General features: G+C 41.3%; 18 protein-coding genes. 10 read left to right on the top strand and 8 right to left on the bottom strand.

What is annotated here, in order from left to right:
* Nucleotides 1-11 precede the first annotated feature (11 nt).
* Nucleotides 12-1022: a LacI family DNA-binding transcriptional regulator gene (locus EV579_RS11835; RefSeq protein ID WP_133744487.1), complete on the bottom strand. Its 1011-nt coding sequence runs from the start codon at nt 1020-1022 to the stop codon at nt 12-14.
* 260 nt (nt 1023-1282) lie between these two features.
* On the opposite strand from EV579_RS11835, the gene kduI reads away from it, so the two are divergent.
* From kduI to EV579_RS11810, 5 genes are all read left to right on the top strand, one after another.
* A complete protein-coding gene (gene kduI, locus EV579_RS11830) occupies nt 1283-2110 on the top strand; it encodes a 5-dehydro-4-deoxy-D-glucuronate isomerase (protein ID WP_024423659.1) in 828 nt (275 codons plus the stop codon).
* A gap of 5 nt (nt 2111-2115) precedes the next feature.
* Nucleotides 2116-2889 (top strand): 2-dehydro-3-deoxy-D-gluconate 5-dehydrogenase KduD, encoded by a 774-nt coding sequence (gene kduD, locus EV579_RS11825; protein WP_024426292.1) that lies wholly within the window; start codon nt 2116-2118, stop codon nt 2887-2889.
* A gap of 102 nt (nt 2890-2991) precedes the next feature.
* Entirely contained in the window at nt 2992-4458 is a 1467-nt protein-coding gene (locus EV579_RS11820; RefSeq protein WP_133744486.1) for a spore germination protein, read from the top strand.
* A gap of 3 nt (nt 4459-4461) precedes the next feature.
* Entirely contained in the window at nt 4462-5562 is a 1101-nt protein-coding gene (locus tag EV579_RS11815) for a GerAB/ArcD/ProY family transporter (RefSeq protein ID WP_024426294.1), read from the top strand.
* Nucleotides 5559-6704: a Ger(x)C family spore germination protein gene (locus EV579_RS11810; protein ID WP_133744485.1), complete on the top strand. Its 1146-nt coding sequence runs from the start codon at nt 5559-5561 to the stop codon at nt 6702-6704. Before EV579_RS11815 ends, EV579_RS11810 begins: the two co-directional genes overlap by 4 nt.
* A gap of 13 nt (nt 6705-6717) precedes the next feature.
* On the opposite strand, the gene EV579_RS11805 is transcribed toward EV579_RS11810, so the two are convergent.
* Nucleotides 6718-8115 (bottom strand): bifunctional glycosyltransferase family 2 protein/class I SAM-dependent methyltransferase, encoded by a 1398-nt coding sequence (locus tag EV579_RS11805; RefSeq protein ID WP_133744666.1) that lies wholly within the window; start codon nt 8113-8115, stop codon nt 6718-6720.
* 136 nt (nt 8116-8251) lie between these two features.
* Nucleotides 8252-9616, bottom strand: coding sequence for a sugar porter family MFS transporter (locus EV579_RS11800; protein ID WP_133744484.1), 1365 nt, complete (start codon nt 9614-9616; stop codon nt 8252-8254).
* A gap of 258 nt (nt 9617-9874) precedes the next feature.
* On the opposite strand from EV579_RS11800, the gene EV579_RS11795 reads away from it, so the two are divergent.
* Together EV579_RS11795 and EV579_RS11790 are read left to right on the top strand one after the other, a co-directional pair.
* Entirely contained in the window at nt 9875-10840 is a 966-nt protein-coding gene (locus EV579_RS11795; protein ID WP_025093927.1) for an LCP family protein, read from the top strand.
* A 163-nt stretch (nt 10841-11003) separates the two neighbouring features.
* On the top strand, nt 11004-11885 hold the full coding sequence (locus EV579_RS11790) for a Cof-type HAD-IIB family hydrolase (protein ID WP_025093926.1): 882 nt from the start codon (nt 11004-11006) through the stop codon (nt 11883-11885).
* Nucleotides 11886-11941: 56 nt separating this feature from the next.
* Here EV579_RS11790 and EV579_RS11785 read toward each other — a convergent pair whose 3' ends face one another.
* From EV579_RS11785 to pgsB, 5 genes are all read right to left on the bottom strand, one after another.
* Nucleotides 11942-13165, bottom strand: a complete 1224-nt coding sequence (locus EV579_RS11785; RefSeq protein WP_073207659.1) for a C40 family peptidase — start codon at nt 13163-13165, stop codon at nt 11942-11944.
* A gap of 108 nt (nt 13166-13273) precedes the next feature.
* On the bottom strand, nt 13274-13444 hold the full coding sequence (gene edmS, locus EV579_RS19005) for an extrachromosomal elements maintenance protein EdmS (RefSeq protein ID WP_087976066.1): 171 nt from the start codon (nt 13442-13444) through the stop codon (nt 13274-13276).
* Nucleotides 13441-14607: a CapA family protein gene (locus tag EV579_RS11780; protein ID WP_024423669.1), complete on the bottom strand. Its 1167-nt coding sequence runs from the start codon at nt 14605-14607 to the stop codon at nt 13441-13443. The genes edmS and EV579_RS11780 overlap by 4 nt, the downstream gene beginning before the upstream one ends.
* An 18-nt stretch (nt 14608-14625) precedes the next feature.
* Nucleotides 14626-15075 carry a poly-gamma-glutamate biosynthesis protein PgsC gene (gene pgsC / locus EV579_RS11775; protein WP_007497520.1) on the bottom strand — a complete coding sequence of 150 codons (450 nt, stop codon included), beginning with the start codon at nt 15073-15075 and terminating at the stop codon, nt 14626-14628.
* A 15-nt stretch (nt 15076-15090) separates the two neighbouring features.
* Nucleotides 15091-16272: a poly-gamma-glutamate synthase PgsB gene (pgsB, locus tag EV579_RS11770; RefSeq protein ID WP_024423670.1), complete on the bottom strand. Its 1182-nt coding sequence runs from the start codon at nt 16270-16272 to the stop codon at nt 15091-15093.
* Between the two features lie 746 nt (nt 16273-17018).
* On the opposite strand from pgsB, the gene EV579_RS11765 reads away from it, so the two are divergent.
* Genes EV579_RS11765 through EV579_RS11755 form a run of 3 tightly spaced genes read left to right on the top strand, consistent with a single transcriptional unit; the run spans nt 17019 to nt 20719 of the window.
* Nucleotides 17019-18500 carry a spore germination protein gene (locus EV579_RS11765; protein ID WP_024426302.1) on the top strand — a complete coding sequence of 494 codons (1482 nt, stop codon included), beginning with the start codon at nt 17019-17021 and terminating at the stop codon, nt 18498-18500.
* Nucleotides 18490-19587: a GerAB/ArcD/ProY family transporter gene (locus EV579_RS11760; RefSeq protein ID WP_056765612.1), complete on the top strand. Its 1098-nt coding sequence runs from the start codon at nt 18490-18492 to the stop codon at nt 19585-19587. The genes EV579_RS11765 and EV579_RS11760 overlap by 11 nt, the downstream gene beginning before the upstream one ends.
* Complete coding sequence (locus EV579_RS11755) at nt 19577-20719, top strand: Ger(x)C family spore germination protein (RefSeq protein WP_025093922.1); 1143 nt, start codon at nt 19577-19579, stop codon at nt 20717-20719. The genes EV579_RS11760 and EV579_RS11755 overlap by 11 nt, the downstream gene beginning before the upstream one ends.
* The last annotated feature ends 112 nt before the right edge of the window (nt 20720-20831 follow it).

Raw genomic sequence — 20831 nt, 5'->3', positions numbered from 1 at the left:
CTACCTATCATTTATAAAGATTTCCTTACTATGATTTCTCCATCAAGCTGAATCGTTTGGGGCGCACTTTCATCCCCTTCTAGCCGCGTCTTGATTTTTTGCATGGCTGCTTTCCCCATTTCATGAGATGGCTGGGCAACCGTTGTGATTCCAGGTCCAATCAGCTTATACCATTCTGTATCATCAAACCCTGCAATGCCTATCTCTTTAGGTATCTTCACCCCAAGCTCTACAAGTTCACTAATCAGCTTCAGCATGAGTAATCCATTACCGGCTAAAATCGCTTTTTTCTGTTCGTTTGATTGTAAAAAACGGACAATCTCTTCACGCATTTGTTCCTTTTGCTTTAAATCAATTTCTGCAATGATCGGCTTCTTATGTTTACTCAAAGCTGTCTGTTCATATGCTTCCTTTCGTTCTTCACGAGGGCTGATTCCATCGACAGGCTCAGTAAAGAAAGCGATGTGATCATAGCCTTTCTCATACATTTGTTGAAGCAGCCGGATGGTGATATCACGGTTGTTCGTGGTCACTGTGTCTACTTTCAGTTCAGGCAGCTTCCGGTCCACAAGAACAATCGGTACACCGTTTTTCTTAAAATCCTCCAGAATGTCATTGTTCTGTCCTGTCGTATTGATGATGAGCCCTTCAATATAATGTGCATTCAGCTTTAGGAGCATTTCCCGTTCTTTTTCTGGACGATTATCTGTGTTGCACACCATGATGCTGTATCCATTTTCATCACAAATCTCTTCGACCCCGCGAAGTGTTGCCACAGAGAATGGATTCGTAATGTCGGCTACAATAAACCCAATGACCTTGCTTTTTCTGACCTTCAATCCTTGAGCAAGCTGACTCGGACGATAATGGAGTTCTTCAATGGCTTTCTTGATTTTTTTTACCTTTTCTGAAGAAATTTCATTTGTTCTGCCATTGATATATCTGGATACAGTTGATTTTGAGACCCCTGCATATGCTGCAACTTCATTTATGGTGACTTTCGTTTGCTTTTTCTCTTTCATTCAAAAAAACTCCCACAATTGATCTTCTCATTTGGTTCGAAACCGATTTCAAATAAACTTAAAAAGAGCATATCATAATTGAACGCATTTCAGAAGGTTTTTTTGCATGATGATAGAAAGAATTTGTCTAATCAGAGTAAAAGAAAGCGATTTCAAAATAACAGTTGACGGCGCTCTCTTTTTCCTCTAAAATTTTCCTTGAAACCGATACCAAATAAAATATCAATATTTGTTTCAGATGGAAAGGGAGGCTTATCCAAATGGAAAATCGTTATGCTGTACATCCTGAGCAGGTCAAACGTTTTACAACAGAGGAACTTCGTCGTCATTTTCATATTCCTACGCTGTTTGTCAGTGGTGAATTAAAGCTCTATTACTCGCATGAGGACCGCGTGGTGATTGGCGGAGCGATGCCGGCAGCTGAGCCGATCACACTAGATGCCGGAGACTTTTTACGGACGGAGTATTTTCTTGAAAGACGAGAAATCGGGATTGTGAATGTCGGCGGCCAAGGAACGGTCACTGTTGATGGTGAGGCCTTTGTGCTGGAGCATAAAGATTTCTTATATATTGGCCTTGGTCACGAAGATGTACAGTTTACTAGTTCATCAGGCGAGCAGGCCAAGTTCTATTTAGTATCAGCCACGGCTCACAGGGCGTACCCTACGCAAAAAGCAGCCATCGCTGAATTAACACCAAACCACTTAGGGGAAGCAGCTGCTTCCAACGTACGAAACCTGTATCAAGTCATCCATGCAGACGGCATCCAAAGCTGTCAGCTCATGATGGGCATCACTCAGCTTGAAACCAATAACACATGGAATACGATGCCTGCTCATATTCATGATCGCCGGATGGAAGTGTACTTATATCTTGATATCGAAGAGGATGCACGGGTCTTTCATTTTATGGGGGAGCCATCTGAAACGAGACATCTTGTGGTGGCAAATGAGGAAGCAGTCATTTCACCTGCCTGGTCCATTCATTCAGGCTCAGGAACAGCGAATTATTCATTTATTTGGGCAATGGCGGGCGAAAACTATACGTTCAAAGATATGGACTTTGTCCCAATGGATCAGCTGAGGTAACGAGGATGATGACAACTTCATATGCAGCGTCCCTCTTTTCCCTTGAAGGAAAAACAGCCCTTGTGACAGGCCCCGGAACCGGTATTGGGCAAGGCATTGCCGTGGCGCTTGCCAAATCAGGTGCAGATATCATCGGTACGTACCATCACACACCGCTTGAAGAAACAAAGGCGCTAGTCGAACAGGCAGGCCGATCATTTCATGCGGTTCAGGTTGATTTTTCTAATCCTCAGTCTGCAAAGCAGGCTGTCGATGCCATATTAAAGAAGCATACGATTGATATTTTAATCAATAATGCTGGAACCATTAAAAGAGAGCAGGCGGCTCACTATTCAGAGGAAGATTGGCATACGGTCATGGATGTGAATATCAACAGTCTCTTTTTCCTCACGCAAAAGGTTGGACAGCAGATGCTGAAAAATGGGCAAGGGAAAATCGTTAATATCGCCTCCCTTCTATCGTTTCAAGGCGGCGTCTTTGTCCCTGCTTATACAGCAAGTAAGCATGCTGTCGCTGGGCTGACGAAAGCTTTTGCCAACGAATGGGCAAGCCAGCATATTCAAGTGAATGCGATTGCGCCTGGGTATATTGCGACTAATAACACACAAGCCATTCGTGACGATGAAAATCGAAATGAAGAGATTCTGAAACGAATTCCCGCCGGGCGCTGGGGAAAGCCTGAGGATCTAGCCGGTGCTGCTGTTTTCCTTAGCTCACCAGCTTCTGATTATATGAACGGCCACATTTTAGCTGTTGATGGCGGATGGCTTGCAAGATAAACAAACGAGAGAATTCCTATCCGGGATTCTCTTTTTTCTATTTGTATAATTCTCCACCTTCCGAGTCACTCTATAAAAAACATGTGATGAGGGTGAGGTATTATGAAAAGTCGTATTGAACAAGATATAGCGTCCGTCATTAAGCGTGTCAAAAGCTTTGCCGGAAGAAGTGATGATATCGTGTTCCACTCTTTTTCATTTGGTCCTTCCACTATTTCTGCATGTCTCGTGTACGTTGAAGGACTCACAGAATTTGAGATGCTTTCTAAGCAAATCATTTCACCAATGCAAAAGGAACTCGACATCACTGAGGTTGGTTCTACTACACTTGCCTCCCTTTCAAAAACGTTCTTTGGCATTCAAAATGATGTGCTGGATGATATGAACCTTGCCATCGAGCAGTTATATAGCGGCAAGGCTATTTTATTTGTAGATGGAGCGGATCAAGCACTTGCACTCCATACAAATCTTTTTCAATTTAGAGAAGTAGAAGAGCCGCAATCTGAAGTTCTTGTGAGAGGACCACGAATCGGATTTATTGAGAATCTTGAAAAAAACACGGCTTTACTCCGTGAACGGGCAAACGACCCAAATCTTGTGATTCAAAAGGTGAGTATCGGTACTCGCAATAAAAAATCCGCTGCTCTTGTGTATGTTCGCGATATTGCTGATCCTAAACTAGTAGAAGATGTTCTATCACGCATGACCGAAATCAAAATGGATGACATCCCTGAAACCGGCTATATTGAACAGTTGATTGAGGACAGTCACATCTCCATTTTTCCACAAATTCAAAACACAGAACGTCCTGACCGGGTGATTGCATCTGTGCTTGAAGGAAAAGTCTCCATTTTGCTCGATGGGACTCCTTTTGCCCTTATTTTACCTATGACACTTACAGCTTTGATGCAATCTCCGGAAGATTATTATCAGAGGTGGACAAGCGCGACTCTTTTGCGTTTACTTCGTTATATTGCCGTGCTCCTCACGATTTTTTTACCCGGGCTTTACATTGCACTTGTCTCTTATCATCCCGGTTTATTACCGACAAGAATGGCACTCACCATCGCAGGCAGCAGGCAGAATGTTCCCTTTCCTCCTGTTGTCGAAGCCATTCTCATGTCTTTTACGATAGAGCTGCTGCGTGAAGCTGGACTACGGCTTCCAAGAGCCATCGGACAGACAATTGGGCTCATTGGCGGCGTAATTATTGGTCAGGCAGCTGTCCAAGCCAATATTGTCAGTGCCTTAATGGTGATTATTGTGTCACTGACTGCATTGGCTGACTTCACGGCACCGTCATATGACTTTAGTTTCCCACTGCGTATTTTGCGGTTTATGGCGATATTTAGTTCAGCATTGTTTGGATTATACGGCTTAATCATGTGTTATTTATTTGTGCTTTGTCACTTGATGCAATTAAAGACATTTGGTTTTGACTATTTCACACCAGTGTTGTCTTCACCGTTTTCAGATCTAAAGGATACGTACGTTCGTTTACCAATCGGGCTATTTAAATCCAGACCAAAAACAGCAAAAATAAAAAATCTCAAAAGACAAGGAGATTAAACGATGTACAGACCTGAAAGGCTATCATTGTTACAAGTCACCATCCTCTGCAGCTCTACAATGATAGGCGCTGGAATTTTAACCATTCCACGCAGTTCTGCCAATTCAGGATACCCTGATGGCTGGATCATTGTATTAATACAGGGCGTCATCTTTGCTTTCGTTGCTTTTTTGTTGGGGTGGATTGCCGAAAAAAATGCACCAGACACCATTTTTGAGTCAAATACAAAAGGAGCAGGGGCATTCTTCGGGACGATCTTTAATTTAATGCTGGTCGCCTATTTACTAGGCATTGTCGGCTTTGAGGCACGTGTTCTCGGCGAAGTGGTCCAGTTTTTCCTCCTGCAATCGACTCCCATGGCAGTGATTGTAATGATTTTTCTACTTGTGGCGATCTATCATTTGAAAAGCGGTATCTTTCCAGTTGTCAAAATGGTGACCTATATTTATCCGATCACCATGGTCATTTACATAGCGCTCATGCTGTTTTGTTTGAAAATATTTGATTTTGATTATTTGCGTCCTGTGATGGCGCATGGTTTTAAAGATTTTAGTAAGCTGTTCTCTCAAACCTTTATTCAATTTACAGGCTTTGAAGTGATTTTGTTTGTCGTGCCACTCATTTATAAAGACAAATGGTCGAAGGCAAAATGGGCAGCTGCCATCGGCGTTGGCATTACGTCTCTCGTGTACTCCCTCACACTCTTTATAGTGATTGGCTCCATGACCGTGGGTGAAACGAAATCTCTCACTTGGCCAACCGTGTCCCTCATTCAAGCGCTTGAAATTGAAGGGGTGTTTATCGAACGATTTGATATTTTCTTACTGACGATCTGGACGTGTCAGCAGTTCATTTGTATGCTGGGCTTTTTCCAGTTTGCAATTAAAGGCTGTTTCACCGTTTTTAAAACAACCAATTTAACGAGACTGTTATGGCTGCTATTTTTGATTACATCAGCCCTCTCACTTTTCCCTAAAAATATTAATGAAGTCTTTTACTATTCTACTTTACTCGGCTACGCATTGTTCGCGGTTTTAGCCATTCCTTTTATTACTGCTATCCTGCTGATGATACGCAAAAAATGGGGAGGTCGTTCTGCATGAAAAGAAGGCGTATACTGTTATTCTTTTTTTCCTGCTGTCTTATCCTTTTATCAGCAGGCTGCTGGGACTTAAAGGATATTGAAAAACTATCGTTTGTACGCGGTGTTGGCATAGATGAGGAAGAAGAGAATGGGGTTAAGCTGACCTACCAAAACCTTGTACCGAAAACGGGTGGAACACAAGAAGCCGATTCTCCCGGCTATGTGAATGTCGTCTCGAAGGGAAAAAATGTGTTAGAGGCTGTCAGTAATGTCGCCTTAAAGGACCCGCCGATCTATAGTGATCACCTGAAAATCTTTTTGTTCGGCAAAAACCAGGCTGAGCATCACGATATTCAAGGAACACTCAATCATTTTATTCGAGATGATGAGGTTCGGCGCAGCAGCTATCTCCTCGTGTCACGAGGAGATGCGTCAAAAGTCATCAACCAAAAATTGAAATCACAGCAAAAGGTTCCGGTTGAACATATCTTCGAAACATCCAAAAACCGAAGCTTTAACGGAAAAATCGCACTGCCAACACGTATTGGCCGGGCGTCTGATTACTTTCAGATGGGCGTTAGCTTCCTTGTGCAAAGTGTAGATGCGGTAGACGGTGAACTTATTTATGATGGGGCAGGTATCATTCACGGAAAAACAAGAAAGTTGATCGGTTTCATCTCTTCAAAGGATGTCCAATATTTAAACTGGGTAACGAATCGGATCTCAGGCGGAGTTGTACCTGCCACCTACAAAGGTTACCCGATAACGTATGAAATAAAAAAAGCTAAAACGAAGGTCGAGCCCTATCTGAAAGATGGAAAGGTTTCCTTTAAAATTAGCGTACAAACAAATGGAAAATTGTCAGAAGATCAATATCCCCCTGAAAACTCATACGATGAACAGTACATCAAACGATTTGAGAAGGTTTTTTCTCGTAAAATTAAAGAGCGCATACAAAAAACGGTCAGTCATATGCAACATGAAGTAGGTGTTGATCCTATTTTTTTAAGCCGGCAGTTTCGTATTAAGTATCCTGAATATTGGGATCAGCATCGAGATGAATGGGACAAACTATTTCAAGAAGCAGACATAACGTATGACATCAAAGTGAGCATCTTGAACTTTGGCGCAGAAGGCGCAACAAAAAGCTTCAAATGGTAATACCAAAAGGCGGTTATCCCGATGAGGAACCGCCTTTTTTACGTACAACGATTAGAAGCTGGTATAGCGTCACTTGATCAGACAACTCTTTTGTTTGAAAGCCAAGTGATGCTCCTATCCTCGCCACCTCGTCAAAAAACAATTGGACGTTTTGATCAATCTGTACATTGATCGGCTGCTCGATCACGCGTTCAAACAATGGGTCTGGAAAAAGCGCACGCATCGTGTTTGGTGTGAAGAACCGTATATGGGTTCGGTCTAAAATTCCTACATCTTGATACGTAAAATCCCCTGTCATCAAAGGAAGAAGTACCTCTGCATGCATCATGTTAGGCAAACAGCAAATGATGACACCGCCTGGCTTTAAAGATGCGTGGGCTTGCTCAATGATGTGCCAAGGATCTGACACATGCTCTAAAACATCTGAAAAAATGACCGCATCAAAAAAGGCCTCTTTCTCTGACCATGGGTATTCATCTGCATTTGCCTCGATGATTTCTTCATAATACGCCTTTGCGACCGCTGCTTTTACCGTATCCACCTCTACCCCGTACATGTGTACTGACTGACGATTCATTAGTTCAAGCCCGGTAGCCCCTGCGCCGCACCCAACATCCAGCACGCGAGCAGCGTCCTCAGGGAGTAATTCCGCAAAGTACGGATGAGGGGTAATCAAATTTAGATCTATGCCCCACTTATCTAAAAATCGAAGTCTATTCTCAGTAAACAGTGTAGAGATGTTCGTTTCTTGATTGGCATTGAAGGTAGCATGACCATGATGATGCACAAAGGAATCATGCACAATTTGCAGCTGATATCCTTTTAGTAATGACCGCAAACATAGATCGTCATCCTCAAATGATCCATATACAAACCGCTCATCAAATAATCCCACATCCTCGATCAGCTTTCTTTTCACAAGCAAGCAAAACCCTACAAGCCGGTGCACATAAGTTCTCTGACCTTTTCTCTTAGACGTATACTTCTTAGCAAAGGCTGGGAGCTCCTTCACATCTGTATACGATGGCTGGACCATCTGAGGGCCGCTCACATAATTAGAGACGGGCCCCACCATCCCAATCCGCTCTGATGCAAATAACGCCTCTTTTAATGGAGGAAGCCAATTTTCCGTCACGATCGTGTCATTATTTAAAAAGAGAATGCTGTCTCCTGAAGCTTTTTTTGCTCCTTGATTACATCCCTTTGCAAAACCTTCATTCTTTTCATTATCAATGAAAATCACATCATCCAGCTCTCTTACATATTCCTTCGTGCCGTCAGTTGACGCATTATCGACAATGATGAGTTCATATTGGTCGCTATCCGTATGCTGTTTCATGCTATCGATACATTTTTTCGTCAAATGCAGTTCATTGTACGTCAGCATGACAATGCTTGTTTTCCCTTTCATTTCATTTCCACCTTTCTCCCGCCTGTTCCATATGTATGTGATAGGCAGCACGTTCAGAAGATGAGGGAATGTCCTTTCTTGATTAAACGTTTGTTTAACATAGAAAAGCCAGCTGCACACGCCAGCTGGCCATTGTTCATACCGTTTTTCCTTCGCCACTTGCGACGGCACGATTTCTCTTTTTTAAATCTTCTTCGATTTCTTCAAGACTTTTCCCCTTCGTTTCGGTCACCAAGTATTTCACAAATAAGAAGGCGCCTACACCAATGACCGCATAGATGAGGAAAAGATTACTGATACCAATCGCGCTTAATAAAGTTGGGAATGTCAGCGAGATGATTAAATTTCCTGTATGAAGAAGGAAGGTCGAGACACCTGTACCGATTCCCCTGACATGTACTGGGAATAGCTCTGGGAGCATCACCCAAACAACTGGCCCCCAGCTGACAGCAAAGATGACGATAAAGAGACCTAAACAAATAACGGTTGTCCATCCTGCAGCTGTTGAACCTTCAAAAAATCGGTTGACCACTGACAGGACAATTAAACTAAGGACCATTCCTGCATTCCCAAATAGGAGCAGTGCTTTACGCCCTACACGGTCAATGATTTTAATGGCAACAAACGTCATAATGACATTCACTGCACCAATTCCAACAGTTCCTAAAATCGCTGCTGAATTCCCAAAACCAACACTTGTGAATGTTTTTGGTGCATAGTAAATGATCGTATTTGTACCGATAAACTGCTGCAGAAAGGCTAGGCCGACACCGGCAATCAATGCTGGGCGTACCCACGGCTCAAATAATTCCTTAAAACCGCCTTTCTCTTCACTTTCCGCCTTTTGAATATCTGAAATTTCTTCTTCCACTTCTTGCTGACTTTTTCTGAGTTGAGATAATATCTTCTTCGCACGGTCAGCCTGTCCGTGGACAAACAGCCAGCGGGGACTTTCCGGCATAAACAAAATCCCGAATAATAATAGAACAGAAGGAACAACCGCAATTCCAAGCATCAAGCGCCATGCCTCTGCATCCGCTAAAGCGTAGTTCACAATATAGGCAAGAAGAATACCAAATGTGATCATGAGCTGGTTTAAAGAGGACAGTGCCCCTCGTGATTCCTTTGGTGCAAGTTCAGATAAATATAATGGAACAATCGTTGTCGAGCACCCGACAGCGAGCCCTAGCACAATTCGGAATAAGACCATCACTTCTGTATTCGGTGCAAGAGCTGTACCAAATCCGCCGATAATAAACAAAATAGCTGCGGCGATGATGGCTTTTTTCCGCCCAAATTGGTCTGTCAGTTTTCCAGAAAGAGAGGAACCGAGCATCGCCCCGATTAAAATCGAGCTGACGACAAGCCCCTCTGTAAACGCATTTAAACCTAAATCCTCTTTCATAAATAAGATGGCGCCAGAGATGACACCTGTATCATAGCCATATAAAGCACCGCCAAGGGCGCCGAAGAAGTAAAGCCATCCATTCCGATTTTTCATATACATAACCCCACTTTTGTCTCTGTACTCTTATGAAAAGTCATTTTCCTCACTTCCTGTCATTTCAAACATTTCGATGTTTTATGACAAATATATTTCATTTGTGTATCTTTGAAACTTTTTACGAGAAGAAAACGTCAATTAAGCGTTAGTGAAAAAAATGTCGCACTATATCCCGTTTTAAGGTATATTTGTTTTAGTTTGTAAGCAGAAAGAAGGACATCTTTACTATAAAATCATAGCGAGGGTTTAAAATATATGGATCAATCACGAAGTAAACGCAAAGGAAAAAAGCGTTTAAAACCATGGGTGAAAGTCACTCTCTTTATTATTAGTATTCTTTTACTGACAACTGCTTCAGTCACAGGCTACGCCTACTATAAAATAACAAATGCTGCCAAAAAGGCTCAAGTATCTCTTGATCGCGGCGCACAATCTGTTAAACGGATTGAAGCATTCGATCCAGGAAAAGACAGCTTTTCTGTCTTGCTGCTTGGAATTGACAGCAGACCGGGCGAAACAGTGAAACAAGCACGAAGTGACGCAATGGTTTTGGCAACCATTAACCGCACAAATAAAACCGTTAAATTATTAAGCATTCCTAGGGACTCATACGTTAATATTCCAGGCCACGGTTTTGATAAAATTACTCACGCACACGCATTTGGCGGTGCAGATTTAACAGTGAGCACAGTTGAAGATTTACTTGATATTCCGGTCGATTTTGTCATCCAAAGTAATTTCGTAGCATTTAAAGAAATCGTCAACGAATTAAACGGTGTTCCTATTAACATCAAGGATGAGTATCTTGTGAAACAGATTAAAAAGGATACAAAAGGCAAGGTTGTGCTTCAAACTGGAACTCATACACTAGATGGTGATCAAGCGCTCGCATATGTGAGAACGAGAAAAGCAGATAGTGACTTAATGCGTGGGCAGCGACAAATGGAAGTGTTAAAAGCCATTTTTGATAAATCAAAATCATTAACGTCTATTCCGTCATACGACAATATCATTGATACACTCGGTGATAATGTGTCAACCACCCTTTCTATGAAGGAGTTAGTCGGTCTTTTCCCGCTTCTGACTTCATTGAAATCGGTTGATACCATTCAGCTTAAAGGATCCGATTACCAGCCAAACGGCGTTTATTATTTCCAATTGGATCAAAACCAGCTGAACGAAGTAAAAACAGAATTGAAGAAGCAGCTTGAATTATCATAAATAAAAGCGTCCCTATGGGGCGCTTTTTCTTATTTCCTTGATCATTCACTGATTTTTGTTTAGCCTTGATAGAGAGGAATCAACCTTCCTTTTTTATGAGAATGAAGAAAATCGTACATACTTTGAAGAGGCTATTGCATGAATGAAGGAGGATTTGACAGCGATGAAAAAAATGATTGCGATTGATTTAGACGGTACACTCTTAAATACAAAAAGTGAAATATCCGCTCAAAACCGAGAGGCATTGATTCGTGCGAAGGAAGCTGGATATATTGTGACGATCTGTACAGGGCGGGCAACTTTTGATGTCAAGGAGCTGCTTGGCGATTTGGACATCCCCATTATTGCGGCAAACGGCGGGACTGTCCATACAGAAGGATACGAGCTCTTCAGCCGAATCACACTGGATCAAGAAGCAGGCAAGCGGGCTGCAAAGGCATTAGTGGAACGAAACATTTACTTTGAAGTCTATACAGATGATGCTCTCCTCTCTCCTTTTGATGGAAAAGAGAAGCTGAAAGCAGAATTTGATCTGATCAAAAGCGCAAACCCAAATGAGGATCTCGCTGATCTATGGGAAGGAGCCATGACGCAATTTAAACAATTTGGCATCAAACCAGTAGATGATATCCGTGAGATTTTTGAGTCGAACGAACCGACCTATAAATTACTCTGCTTCTCTTTTGATATGAACAAACTGAACGAAGCACGAAATCTTCTGGCAGACATGCCCGAGCTTTCATTGACCTCGTCTGGAAAGCATATTATTGAGGTGCTGCCAAAAGAGTCTGGAAAAGGACATGCCCTGAAAAAGCTCGCAGCCCATTATGGTGTAGACCGCTCACATATTTATGCAATTGGTGACAGCCCAAACGACCTTTCTATGTTTGAAGAAGCAGGCCACCGCATTGCAATGGGGAATGCTGTTGATGTCATTAAAGAAAAGAGCACCTTCATCACAAAAGGAAATCATGAAGACGGTGTCGCTTATTTTATTGATCTTCTTTTACAAAATCAATTCCATGAAAAAAAGACGCTTGTCTGATCAGCGCCTAGAGAGAAGTCCAGAAGTCCGATACAAGTATTGATCGGGCTTTTTCTTTATTTTTTGATTCTAACAGCCGTTTCATATTTGTCCTTCCAGTACGTACTTGTTTTCATATTGGTTAAGACAACACCGTTTGAGACAGTCACATGAATGACTTGATTGGATCCTGCATATATCGCCGGCATCAATGATGTTCCGCTGAAGAAGACAAGATCTCCCGGCTGAAGCTCAGAACGTTTCACAGGTGTACCTGCTTTAACTTGACCTGATGCATAGCGGGGCAGCTCAATGCCAAGCACTTTTTGATACACGTACTGCGTGAACCCTGCTGTATCAAATCCTTCCTTTGGGTTCGTACCGCCTTTGACATAAGGGACTTCACCAATATACGTAGCGGCTTTTGATACGATAGGGTCCTCTTTCGCAAGCTCCAGATCTGTTAACCGCTTCGCACCTGTCCATTTTTCGCGCCAATACGATTCAGACAAATAAGAAATTGTCACACTTTCAGAACGGCTCGCATGAATAAAGCGGTCGCCTCCAATATACATACCTACATGAGAAATTCCGGGCTTATATGTGTTGCTAAAAAAGACAAAATCCCCAGGGCGGATATTGTCTAATGCCACTTTTTCTCCAACGATCCACTGCTGTTCAGCACTTCGAGGTAAATAAATCCCAAGCGATTTTTCAAATAAATACTGTAAAAATCCTGAGCAGTCAAATCCAGTCTTTGGATCTGCTCCTCCAAATTCATAAGGAATTCCTAAATAGGTCAGCGCATCTTTCACAAGAGGGTCATCAGAAATTTCTTGCGTGCCGGGCAGGCGTTTGACCGCATAAAATCGGTCTGTCCAATATTTGCTTTTGCTGACATCCGTTTTCACCACACCTTGACTAAGCGTGATGTGGATGACCTGATTGTTCCCAGCGTACAACGCCACATGTGTTGGGATATCCTTTGTTTCTTCAAGGCTTCGGAAATACACAAGGTCACCGGGCTGCGCTTTATCCCATGATACCTTTTTTCCAATCTGATATTGGTCGATTACCTTCCGCGGCAAATCAAATGTTTCGGATGTCTTGTACACATATTGAATAAACCCAGATGCATCAAAGCCCGTTTTTGGATCGGTTCCTCCTTTATGATAAGGTGTTCCAATCAGCTTTTCCGCTTGCTCCAAAAGAGATGGTGTTTGAGCAGATACCGCTGATTGAGACATGAACATCAGCCCTACAAGCGCACACCCTCCTATCAATATTCCTTTCCATTTCATGATCTTTTCCCTCCAATCTTCTATAGTTTCGACATGACACCTTTCATTTTACACCCTTTTTCGACAAAAAAAGAGCACGCGATGTGCGTGCCCTTTATCCTTTTTAGGTTATTTACCTGCTTCCGCTTTTGACTGCTTTTGCTGTTCAATTTTCTGCATTTCAACCGAAATCTTTTGTTTTTCGTGATCTGTCAGACTGTCACTAAATTTAAAAGCAGACATAAAGACAAAGACTAAAATTAACGCAACAAACGGCCAGCTTGCTTTTAGGAATTTCATTTCTTCTCTTTCCCTCCGTTTTCTTTTAAGTTTTTAACTTTATCAGCGTGATCTACTTCAAAGAAAATGTGTCCGTCTTTTTCTTTCCAATCTGCATTCGTTCCATTGGTCAGCATACGGATAATGGCTTTTGATTCTAGAGATCCTGCTTTTACTGGAGCAGGTGTTGCTTCTTTGATGTACATTGGGACAACTTCAAATGTCGCTTTTCCATCTTCATTCAGATGATACTGAACAAGTGCAGAATCACGTGTTCTTGACCAGCCTTGGTCAAAAATAAAGTTGCCTAGGCTATAGAAAATCGCTGTTCCGTTATAGACTTCCATTGGTTCAAGGACGTGCGGATGAGCACCGATAATGATATCAGCTCCGGCCTTAGACATCGCTCTTGCCAATTCTCTTTGTCTGTCGTTTACTTCATTGTTGTACTCCTGTCCCCAGTGAGCATGAACAACGACGAGATCTGCCTTTTCAGCAGCCTGCGAAATCATCGGAATAAAGATAGATGGATCGGCTGGCAGAATACCCGCCTGGCGATTCGTTGCTTTGAAATCTTTCCCATACACATCTGTAAAACCAAGTGTAGCAATTTTGACACCATTTACTTCTTTGTACGAAATGTTCTGCTTCGCATCTTGGAGGTTACGGCCTGCACCTGTATAATCCATGCCATTTTGTTCAAAGGCATTAATCGTGTTGTTCAGCCCTTTTTCACCATAGTCTGCCGCATGGTTATTCGCAAAGTTTAAGACAGAGAAATTTAAATCCTTCAACGCTTGGACAGAATCTTCATCTGTTTTTAAATGAATATTCTTTTGGGCTGCCTGTTCCTTATCTGATGCGACAGGATGCTCAAAGTTACCTGTCACATAATCTGACACATCAAAATATGGCTTGGCATAACGAAAGAGATGCTCTTTTCCATAGCGGTCTGTTACTTTCTCTACGTTTCTTCCAAACATAATGTCACCGACAAACGAAGCGGTCAGGATGTTTTCTGGATTCTTTTGTACAGTTGGCACTTGTGCTTTCCCGATAAACGTAAATAGAAATGTACAAGCAATGACGATCGGTAAAGCAATGAGTACGTGTTTATTCGTCTTTTTCTTTTGATTCTTTGTGATTTTCAGCAGCTTTTCCTGAAAGCTCAATTTTTTATTCATCATTGGACACACCTTATCTTAAAATAGATAGTAAACATACATGATGGCAAATGTTGCACCACTTAGAAGTAACGTGCTTCCAAGGGTAATTGTAAGACCTTGCTTTTGAATCGTATTTGCAATCAATCCAGGGACGATGATTCCGATTCCGCGGAATTCTGCTATTTCAAATGGGACCACTGGATAGAAGAAATCAAATATCAGCTTTAAGGCAATCCCTGTAATCAGCATCGCTGCAAACTTTCTGCGTCCGTATAAAATCATAAATTTTGATAAGCCAAAGCGAACGATCACATACGTAAGCAAGCTGACAGATAAGACGACTAAAATGAAGACTGGCTGGTTAAATACGAGCGCCAGATAACCCGGGACAACAAGTCCAGCTGGTACGATTCCTGTTTTTTCTGCAAAGATTAAACTAAGTAGAACACCTAAAATTAACGAGATATAAAGATCTGATCCGAACATTTTCTATATTTCCTCCTAGCTGACAAGCTGCTTAATTTTGTATTCTTGAATTTTTTCGATTAACGGTTCAGCGGCACCATGGATATTGCCGACTCCATAAACCACTCGATTATGAAGCTTTTTCTCAAGCATATTCATAATTTCTTCTGTAGATTGATATTCAAGGTTGTGTAAGTGGTCAGCCGGAATTTTCCCTTCCTCATATGCCTTCACAATTGGATCAGTTGTTTCACCAATTAAGACAAGATCACTTGCTTCAATATATGGAAGTACATCCTCCGCAAACTGGATCGTTCTATCTACCCGATCCGCACGGCAGTTCATAATAATAATCGGTTCATCTGTTGGATATCCAATTTCTTTCACACGCTTCCAAATGTTCAATGTAGATGCTGCGTCATTTGCCGCAAATCCATTTACAAAGTGTCCAGGTGTTTTCGCGTCCATTAATGGGAGAATTCTCATCGCTCCTGGATCAGGCGGCGCATTTAACATTCCTCTGAATGCCGTATCTTCATCAATCCCTAATGCTTGGGCAACACCAAGTGCAAGTGAAGCATTATCTGGGAAAACCATGTACTCAAATTTCCGCAAAAACTCATCGGAAATCTTGGAATTATCCGCAACAATGACTTCTGTGTTGCGTTTTTTCGCAATCTCTTTAAAGAAATCTGTATATTCACTATCCGTAATAACCAAGTGTCCATTGTAAGGAATTGTCGCTGTAAAGGCTTCTGCTATTTCATCAAGTGTCGGCCCCATAACGTCCATATGGTCTTCAAGAACGTTTACGATCACGCCAATATTTGCTTGAAGCAGCTCTTCCTGAAAGATAATTTGGTAATCTGGATTTACCGCCATACATTCACTGACGATGGCATTTGCTCCTCTTTCAACTGTTTCTCTCATAACTTCTTTCTGCTCTCCGATATTCGGTCCTTGCGGTTTCCTTTTAATCGGTTTCTCCTCTGGCGTATCCCAATAAATCATTCTTGCATCCGTTCCCGTTGTTTTACCGACAGTTTTATAACCTGCCTCCATTAAGATACCGGTTGTCAATCTTGTGACGGTAGACTTTCCGCGAATACCATTAATATTGACGCGCACCGGCAGGGCATCGATATTTTTCTGATGACGCTTCTTTTCAATAAAGCCAATCCCTAACATGATGACACAGGCTATAACGATTAACCACATCGCTATCTACATCTCCTTTTTTTATGAGTGTGATATGTAAATTCAATCAACAGTATATCTGTTCAGCATAAAATCACAATCGGTATTATGTAACATAATCTTTCACTTCCTCGTATGCCAAATTCCTCTAATCAGAAGGCTTTTTTGCCTACCCATCCTTTAAATGAAAAGGCCAAAAGGCGGACAAAAATCAATCTGAATTTCTGCTGAATTCATGAGAAAGCGTTACCATCAATGATCCGAAAATCTTTTGTCCTTTTCTCCCTAAATTTTTTGACAATTATTAAGATGTATTTTGAATCAATGTTTTAAAGCCCGCTCTTCTCTATAACATCAGTCATATCAGCGCTTTAAATGAATAGTGCGTGTTTTGGAATGTTTTATATTTTTGAACGAACAGGTTAGAAAGTCATCCTCATTGGTCAGATTGCTATGTGTTGACCTATGACAAAGGTCACCTCTAAAAAAATCAAGTCATATGCTTATTTTTAGGTCACAAAAAATTGGGATAAGATGTAAATATTTGATCATTTCGGTGTACCTTCTCTTTACGATATTCGCACCTTATGACCTAAACAATGAAACATTATTCATTTGTTTTTATCAAGATTCATCATTTCTTAACATTTTTAATGTGAATTTAGTTGAAAGTTGTCAGCTTATGTCATGCTTTCCCCAAAGGAGACGAATAAAATCCGCTTCTCCGCTTACACTATGGGTAAAAAATCTGTGAGAGGAGGCTAAAGATGCCAAACACCAATGAGCAGACACGCCTGCATTTTTTATCAGGCAGCTTCGAGGAAAAAATCCGTATCCTAAAAAAAACATTTCAGCAAAGCGGCGATTTTGAATACCGAGAGTTAATGGTGAATGAAACAAAATCTGTGCTGTTCTTTATTAAAACAAGAATAGATGAAGGCAAATTAAATGATTTCATTATCGGTAACTTATTAGGCTCTCCTGGAAAGCAGAATTATATAAAGTCTCTTAGCACACTTGAAACAGGCGACTTGACGCTGATCACAGACAGTATTATTGCGGGAAGTATTGCCTTTCTTGATGAAAACTCCTCGCAAATCAAGCTGTTTGCTGTCGGACAGCCGCCGCTGCGCTCTATTACTGAACCGTCTTCTGAAAGTATTATCGCGGGTGCACATGATGGTTTTGTTGAAAGTCTTGATACCAATATCTACTTACTGCGTTCGCATTTAAATGATCGGAAGCTCGCCATTCAATATCATAAGGTCGGTACAAAATCGGAAACAAAGCTTGCAACGGTTTATATATCTGATATTGCCAATCAAGAAAAGGTCGAAGAAGTCAACAGACGGATTTCTTCTATTAAAGTAGACACACTGATAAGTCCTGGCTCTATCGTTGAGGCAATTGAAGAAGATTCATATTCTATTTTCCCGCAGCTGATTGATACAGAACGTCCGGACAAGGTAAGATCTGCGATTCTTGAAGGCAGAATAGTCGTACTCATGGATGGCAGTCCAATGGCCATCATTCTGCCTATCACGTTCTTTAGTTTTTTTCAGTCGCCGGATGATTATAATAGCCGCTGGATTCCTGCTACGTTTATTCGTATTCTTCGTTATCTTGCCTGCATCATCGCAGTCATATTGCCATCTTTTTATATTGCTGTTATTGCGTTTCATTATGAGGTTGTCCCAGATGAACTAGCTATTACGATGAAGAACTCTATTATTGGCATTCCCTTCCCTCCATTGATTGAGGCTATGCTGATGGAGATCACAATTGAACTTATACGTGAGGCTGGGGTGCGTCTGCCTAAACCCATCGGGCAGACCATTGGCATCGTAGGAGGTTTGGTTATTGGGGATGCGGTTGTACAAGCAGGACTTATTTCGAATGTCCAAGTGATTGTAGTCGCTGTGACGGCTGTCGCTTCATTTGTACTTCCGTCGTTTGAAATGACGTCCACCATCAGGATGCTTCGTTTCCCGCTCATGTTTATGGCATCGATGTTTGGATTTATTGGCATTTCATTTGGGCTCGCCATTATTCTCATGAATTTATGCCGCCTAGAATCACTAGGGGTGCCATATTTATCACCTGTTGCTCCATTTAACTGGCAGGACTTAAAAGATACTGTGGTTCGACTCCCAATGTGGATGTACAAAAACCGCCCTGTTTATTTAAATCCGCAAAAGAACAAACAAATTGAACAACTGAGAGGGTGGAAAAAGAAAAATGAAAAATAAAATATCTCCACCTCAAGCTGTTTTTTTTATCATCCAATCTCAAATTGGTGTTGGTATTTTAGCGCTCCCCCATTTGCTAATGAAAGACATGGGACACGATGGCTGGATGGCAATAATTGTCGCGTGTTTTTTTATCCAAATCATCAATACCATTTTTCTTTATATCATCTACAAGTATCCAGAAACGTCATTTTTCCAAGCGCTGATTGAGGTCTTTGGAAAATGGATTGGACGCACCTTGGTCGTGCTCTATACGGTATACTTTGCCTCGGTCTGCATCGTAGTCCTATCTATATTCACAAGGATTCTTGGCATATGGGTGCTCCCGCTCACACCAAACTGGGTGATTAACCTATTACTGATGATATGCATTATCTATATCTCAAAGGAGCAAATTACAGCCATTGTCAGGTTTAATTTTATCTTAACTCCCTTTTTGCTCATGCTCTCTCTATTGATGTTCTATTCATTGAAAGGAACCAATATTGATTACCTTCTGCCCTTTTTCCAAACAGATATTTCTCAATTTCAGCTTGGATTGAAGGACGTGGTGCTGTCAATGAATGGATTTGAGATGATTTTAATCATCTCTCCACTGATGAAGGGCACCATTAAGGAACGATATAAAGTGATGACCATTTCAAATATATGCACGACGCTTTACTACCTATTTATTACATTAATTTGTTTTATGTTTTTCAGCCCAGCTGAGCTTGATGTTATCCCGAATCCTGTTTTGTATCTATTAAAAACCATTACATTCGGTGTCATTGAGCGCACGGATTTAATTTTTCTAAGCTTTTGGGTCTTTGTCATTTTAGCCACACTGAGTAATTATCTGTACTTTTGTGCAAATGGTGTGTCCAGTATGCTGAAGAAAAAAAATCACAAAAAATATGTCTACTATTTTGCCATTTTGATTTATGCTGCAAGCTGTTTTCTTTCAACTGATAACTTTAGAATTCAGCGCTTCAATGACTTTACTACCGCTGCACAATATTCATTTATATACACACTTCCGATCATGATGGCCGTTATCATCTTTATCAAACACCGCAAAAAGAAGGTGAAATCACATGCATCATAGGTACATGTTGACACTGCTTATGTGTGTTTCCCTCATTTTCATGCCTGGCTGCTGGGATCAAAACCTATTAAAAGACATCTCTCTCGTATTAACTTCAGCTGTTGATCAAGGAGAGGATGACAATGCGAGATATTCGATTACCTATCGAAAGGTGCAGCAGTCTCAAAGTATGCAGCAAGGGAATTCAGGCAGCTATTTAACCACTGTTCTCACAACCGATGCGCCTACTTTAAGAAAAGCAAGAAGCAACTTTAGCCGGAGTGTAGACCAAAAAATTGATATGTCTAAAATGAGGGTCCTGCTGATCGGTGATGAATTTGCCCAAAACCGGCTGCTCCCTTACTTAGATATGTTTTATCGCGATCCCAAAAGCCCTTTGCTCGCAAACTTGGCAGTGGTGCAAGGCGGGAGTTGTGTGGACTTAATCAATTCTCTGCTCAAGGAAAAACTCATTGTGAGCGACTATTTAAACAACCTGATCACTTCTGCATCACGCTCCTCACAAGTTGCACCTAAGAACATTCAAAATATCCGGTCCAAAATGCTGCAAACCGGCGAGGATTTCACACTGCCATTACTCTACTACGATAAATCAAAAAAGTTAACGAGTGTAAGGGGGGTCGCCTTATTTGATAATGAGAAAATGAAAGGAGAACTTTATGCGCAAGATGCCATTCTGCTCACCATCATGGATGGAAAAATGGGCAGTTATGCAAACTTCACAAAAAAAGTAAGAAGTGATATGAAATCAAAAGAGAACAATTACATCAGCATTCAAGTTACCGATACAAAAAGAGACATTAAAATCGTCAATCCTGATCATCGAAACGTAACCTTCTCTCTTGAGTTTGAATTCAATACCTCTGTTATTGAATATCCGAAAGATAATTTAGATACAGACAAGAAAATTAAAATGCTAAATAAAAGGCTGTCAGCTATTTTGACTAAAGATGCCGAAAGAGTCATTGCGGCCCTGCAAGAAGCAAATTCTGACGTCCTAAGCCTTGGCAGAAAATATAGGGTAAAACACTATGATGAATATATGAAAATGAACTGGGTCACCGATTATCCGAAGGTGAAAATCATTCCAAAAGTGAAAGTGAACATTACACAAACAGGTATTATTAGTTAAGAAAAGGAAGAAGCCTTCTTTCTTTTCTTTTTTTATTTTTTTTAGATTGTCATTTCGATGCTTTCGTGATAATCTATGTGTGTAAACGGTTACACATTCATGAAGGGAGGCT

The sequence above is a fragment of the Bacillus sp. BK450 genome (genome assembly GCF_004364885.1).
Lineage (GTDB): Bacteria > Bacillota > Bacilli > Bacillales > Bacillaceae > Bacillus > Bacillus safensis.
Note: the sequence above shows the minus strand (reverse complement) of the source record. Positions and strands in the feature narration are given on the sequence as shown.

Excerpts from the sequence above, each read along its gene's own strand:
- EV579_RS11760 (WP_056765612.1), top strand. The coding sequence starts at position 18,490 with ATGAAAAATAAAATATCTCCACCTCAAGCTGTTTTTTTTATCATCCAA.
- kduD (WP_024426292.1), top strand. The coding sequence starts at position 2,116 with ATGATGACAACTTCATATGCAGCGTCCCTCTTTTCCCTTGAAGGAAAA.
- pgsB (WP_024423670.1), bottom strand. The coding sequence starts at position 16,272 with ATGTGGTTAATCGTTATAGCCTGTGTCATCATGTTAGGGATTGGCTTT.
- edmS (WP_087976066.1), bottom strand. The coding sequence starts at position 13,444 with ATGAAATTCCTAAAAGCAAGCTGGCCGTTTGTTGCGTTAATTTTAGTC.
- EV579_RS11765 (WP_024426302.1), top strand. The coding sequence starts at position 17,019 with ATGCCAAACACCAATGAGCAGACACGCCTGCATTTTTTATCAGGCAGC.
- EV579_RS11780 (WP_024423669.1), bottom strand. The coding sequence starts at position 14,607 with ATGAATAAAAAATTGAGCTTTCAGGAAAAGCTGCTGAAAATCACAAAG.
- EV579_RS11820 (WP_133744486.1), top strand. The coding sequence starts at position 2,992 with ATGAAAAGTCGTATTGAACAAGATATAGCGTCCGTCATTAAGCGTGTC.
- EV579_RS11815 (WP_024426294.1), top strand. The coding sequence starts at position 4,462 with ATGTACAGACCTGAAAGGCTATCATTGTTACAAGTCACCATCCTCTGC.
- EV579_RS11800 (WP_133744484.1), bottom strand. The coding sequence starts at position 9,616 with ATGAAAAATCGGAATGGATGGCTTTACTTCTTCGGCGCCCTTGGCGGT.
- EV579_RS11810 (WP_133744485.1), top strand. The coding sequence starts at position 5,559 with ATGAAAAGAAGGCGTATACTGTTATTCTTTTTTTCCTGCTGTCTTATC.
- kduI (WP_024423659.1), top strand. The coding sequence starts at position 1,283 with ATGGAAAATCGTTATGCTGTACATCCTGAGCAGGTCAAACGTTTTACA.
- EV579_RS11785 (WP_073207659.1), bottom strand. The coding sequence starts at position 13,165 with ATGAAATGGAAAGGAATATTGATAGGAGGGTGTGCGCTTGTAGGGCTG.
- EV579_RS11805 (WP_133744666.1), bottom strand. The coding sequence starts at position 8,115 with ATGAAAGGGAAAACAAGCATTGTCATGCTGACGTACAATGAACTGCAT.
- EV579_RS11755 (WP_025093922.1), top strand. The coding sequence starts at position 19,577 with ATGCATCATAGGTACATGTTGACACTGCTTATGTGTGTTTCCCTCATT.
- pgsC (WP_007497520.1), bottom strand. The coding sequence starts at position 15,075 with ATGTTCGGATCAGATCTTTATATCTCGTTAATTTTAGGTGTTCTACTT.
- EV579_RS11835 (WP_133744487.1), bottom strand. The coding sequence starts at position 1,022 with ATGAAAGAGAAAAAGCAAACGAAAGTCACCATAAATGAAGTTGCAGCA.
- EV579_RS11795 (WP_025093927.1), top strand. The coding sequence starts at position 9,875 with ATGGATCAATCACGAAGTAAACGCAAAGGAAAAAAGCGTTTAAAACCA.
- EV579_RS11790 (WP_025093926.1), top strand. The coding sequence starts at position 11,004 with ATGAAAAAAATGATTGCGATTGATTTAGACGGTACACTCTTAAATACA.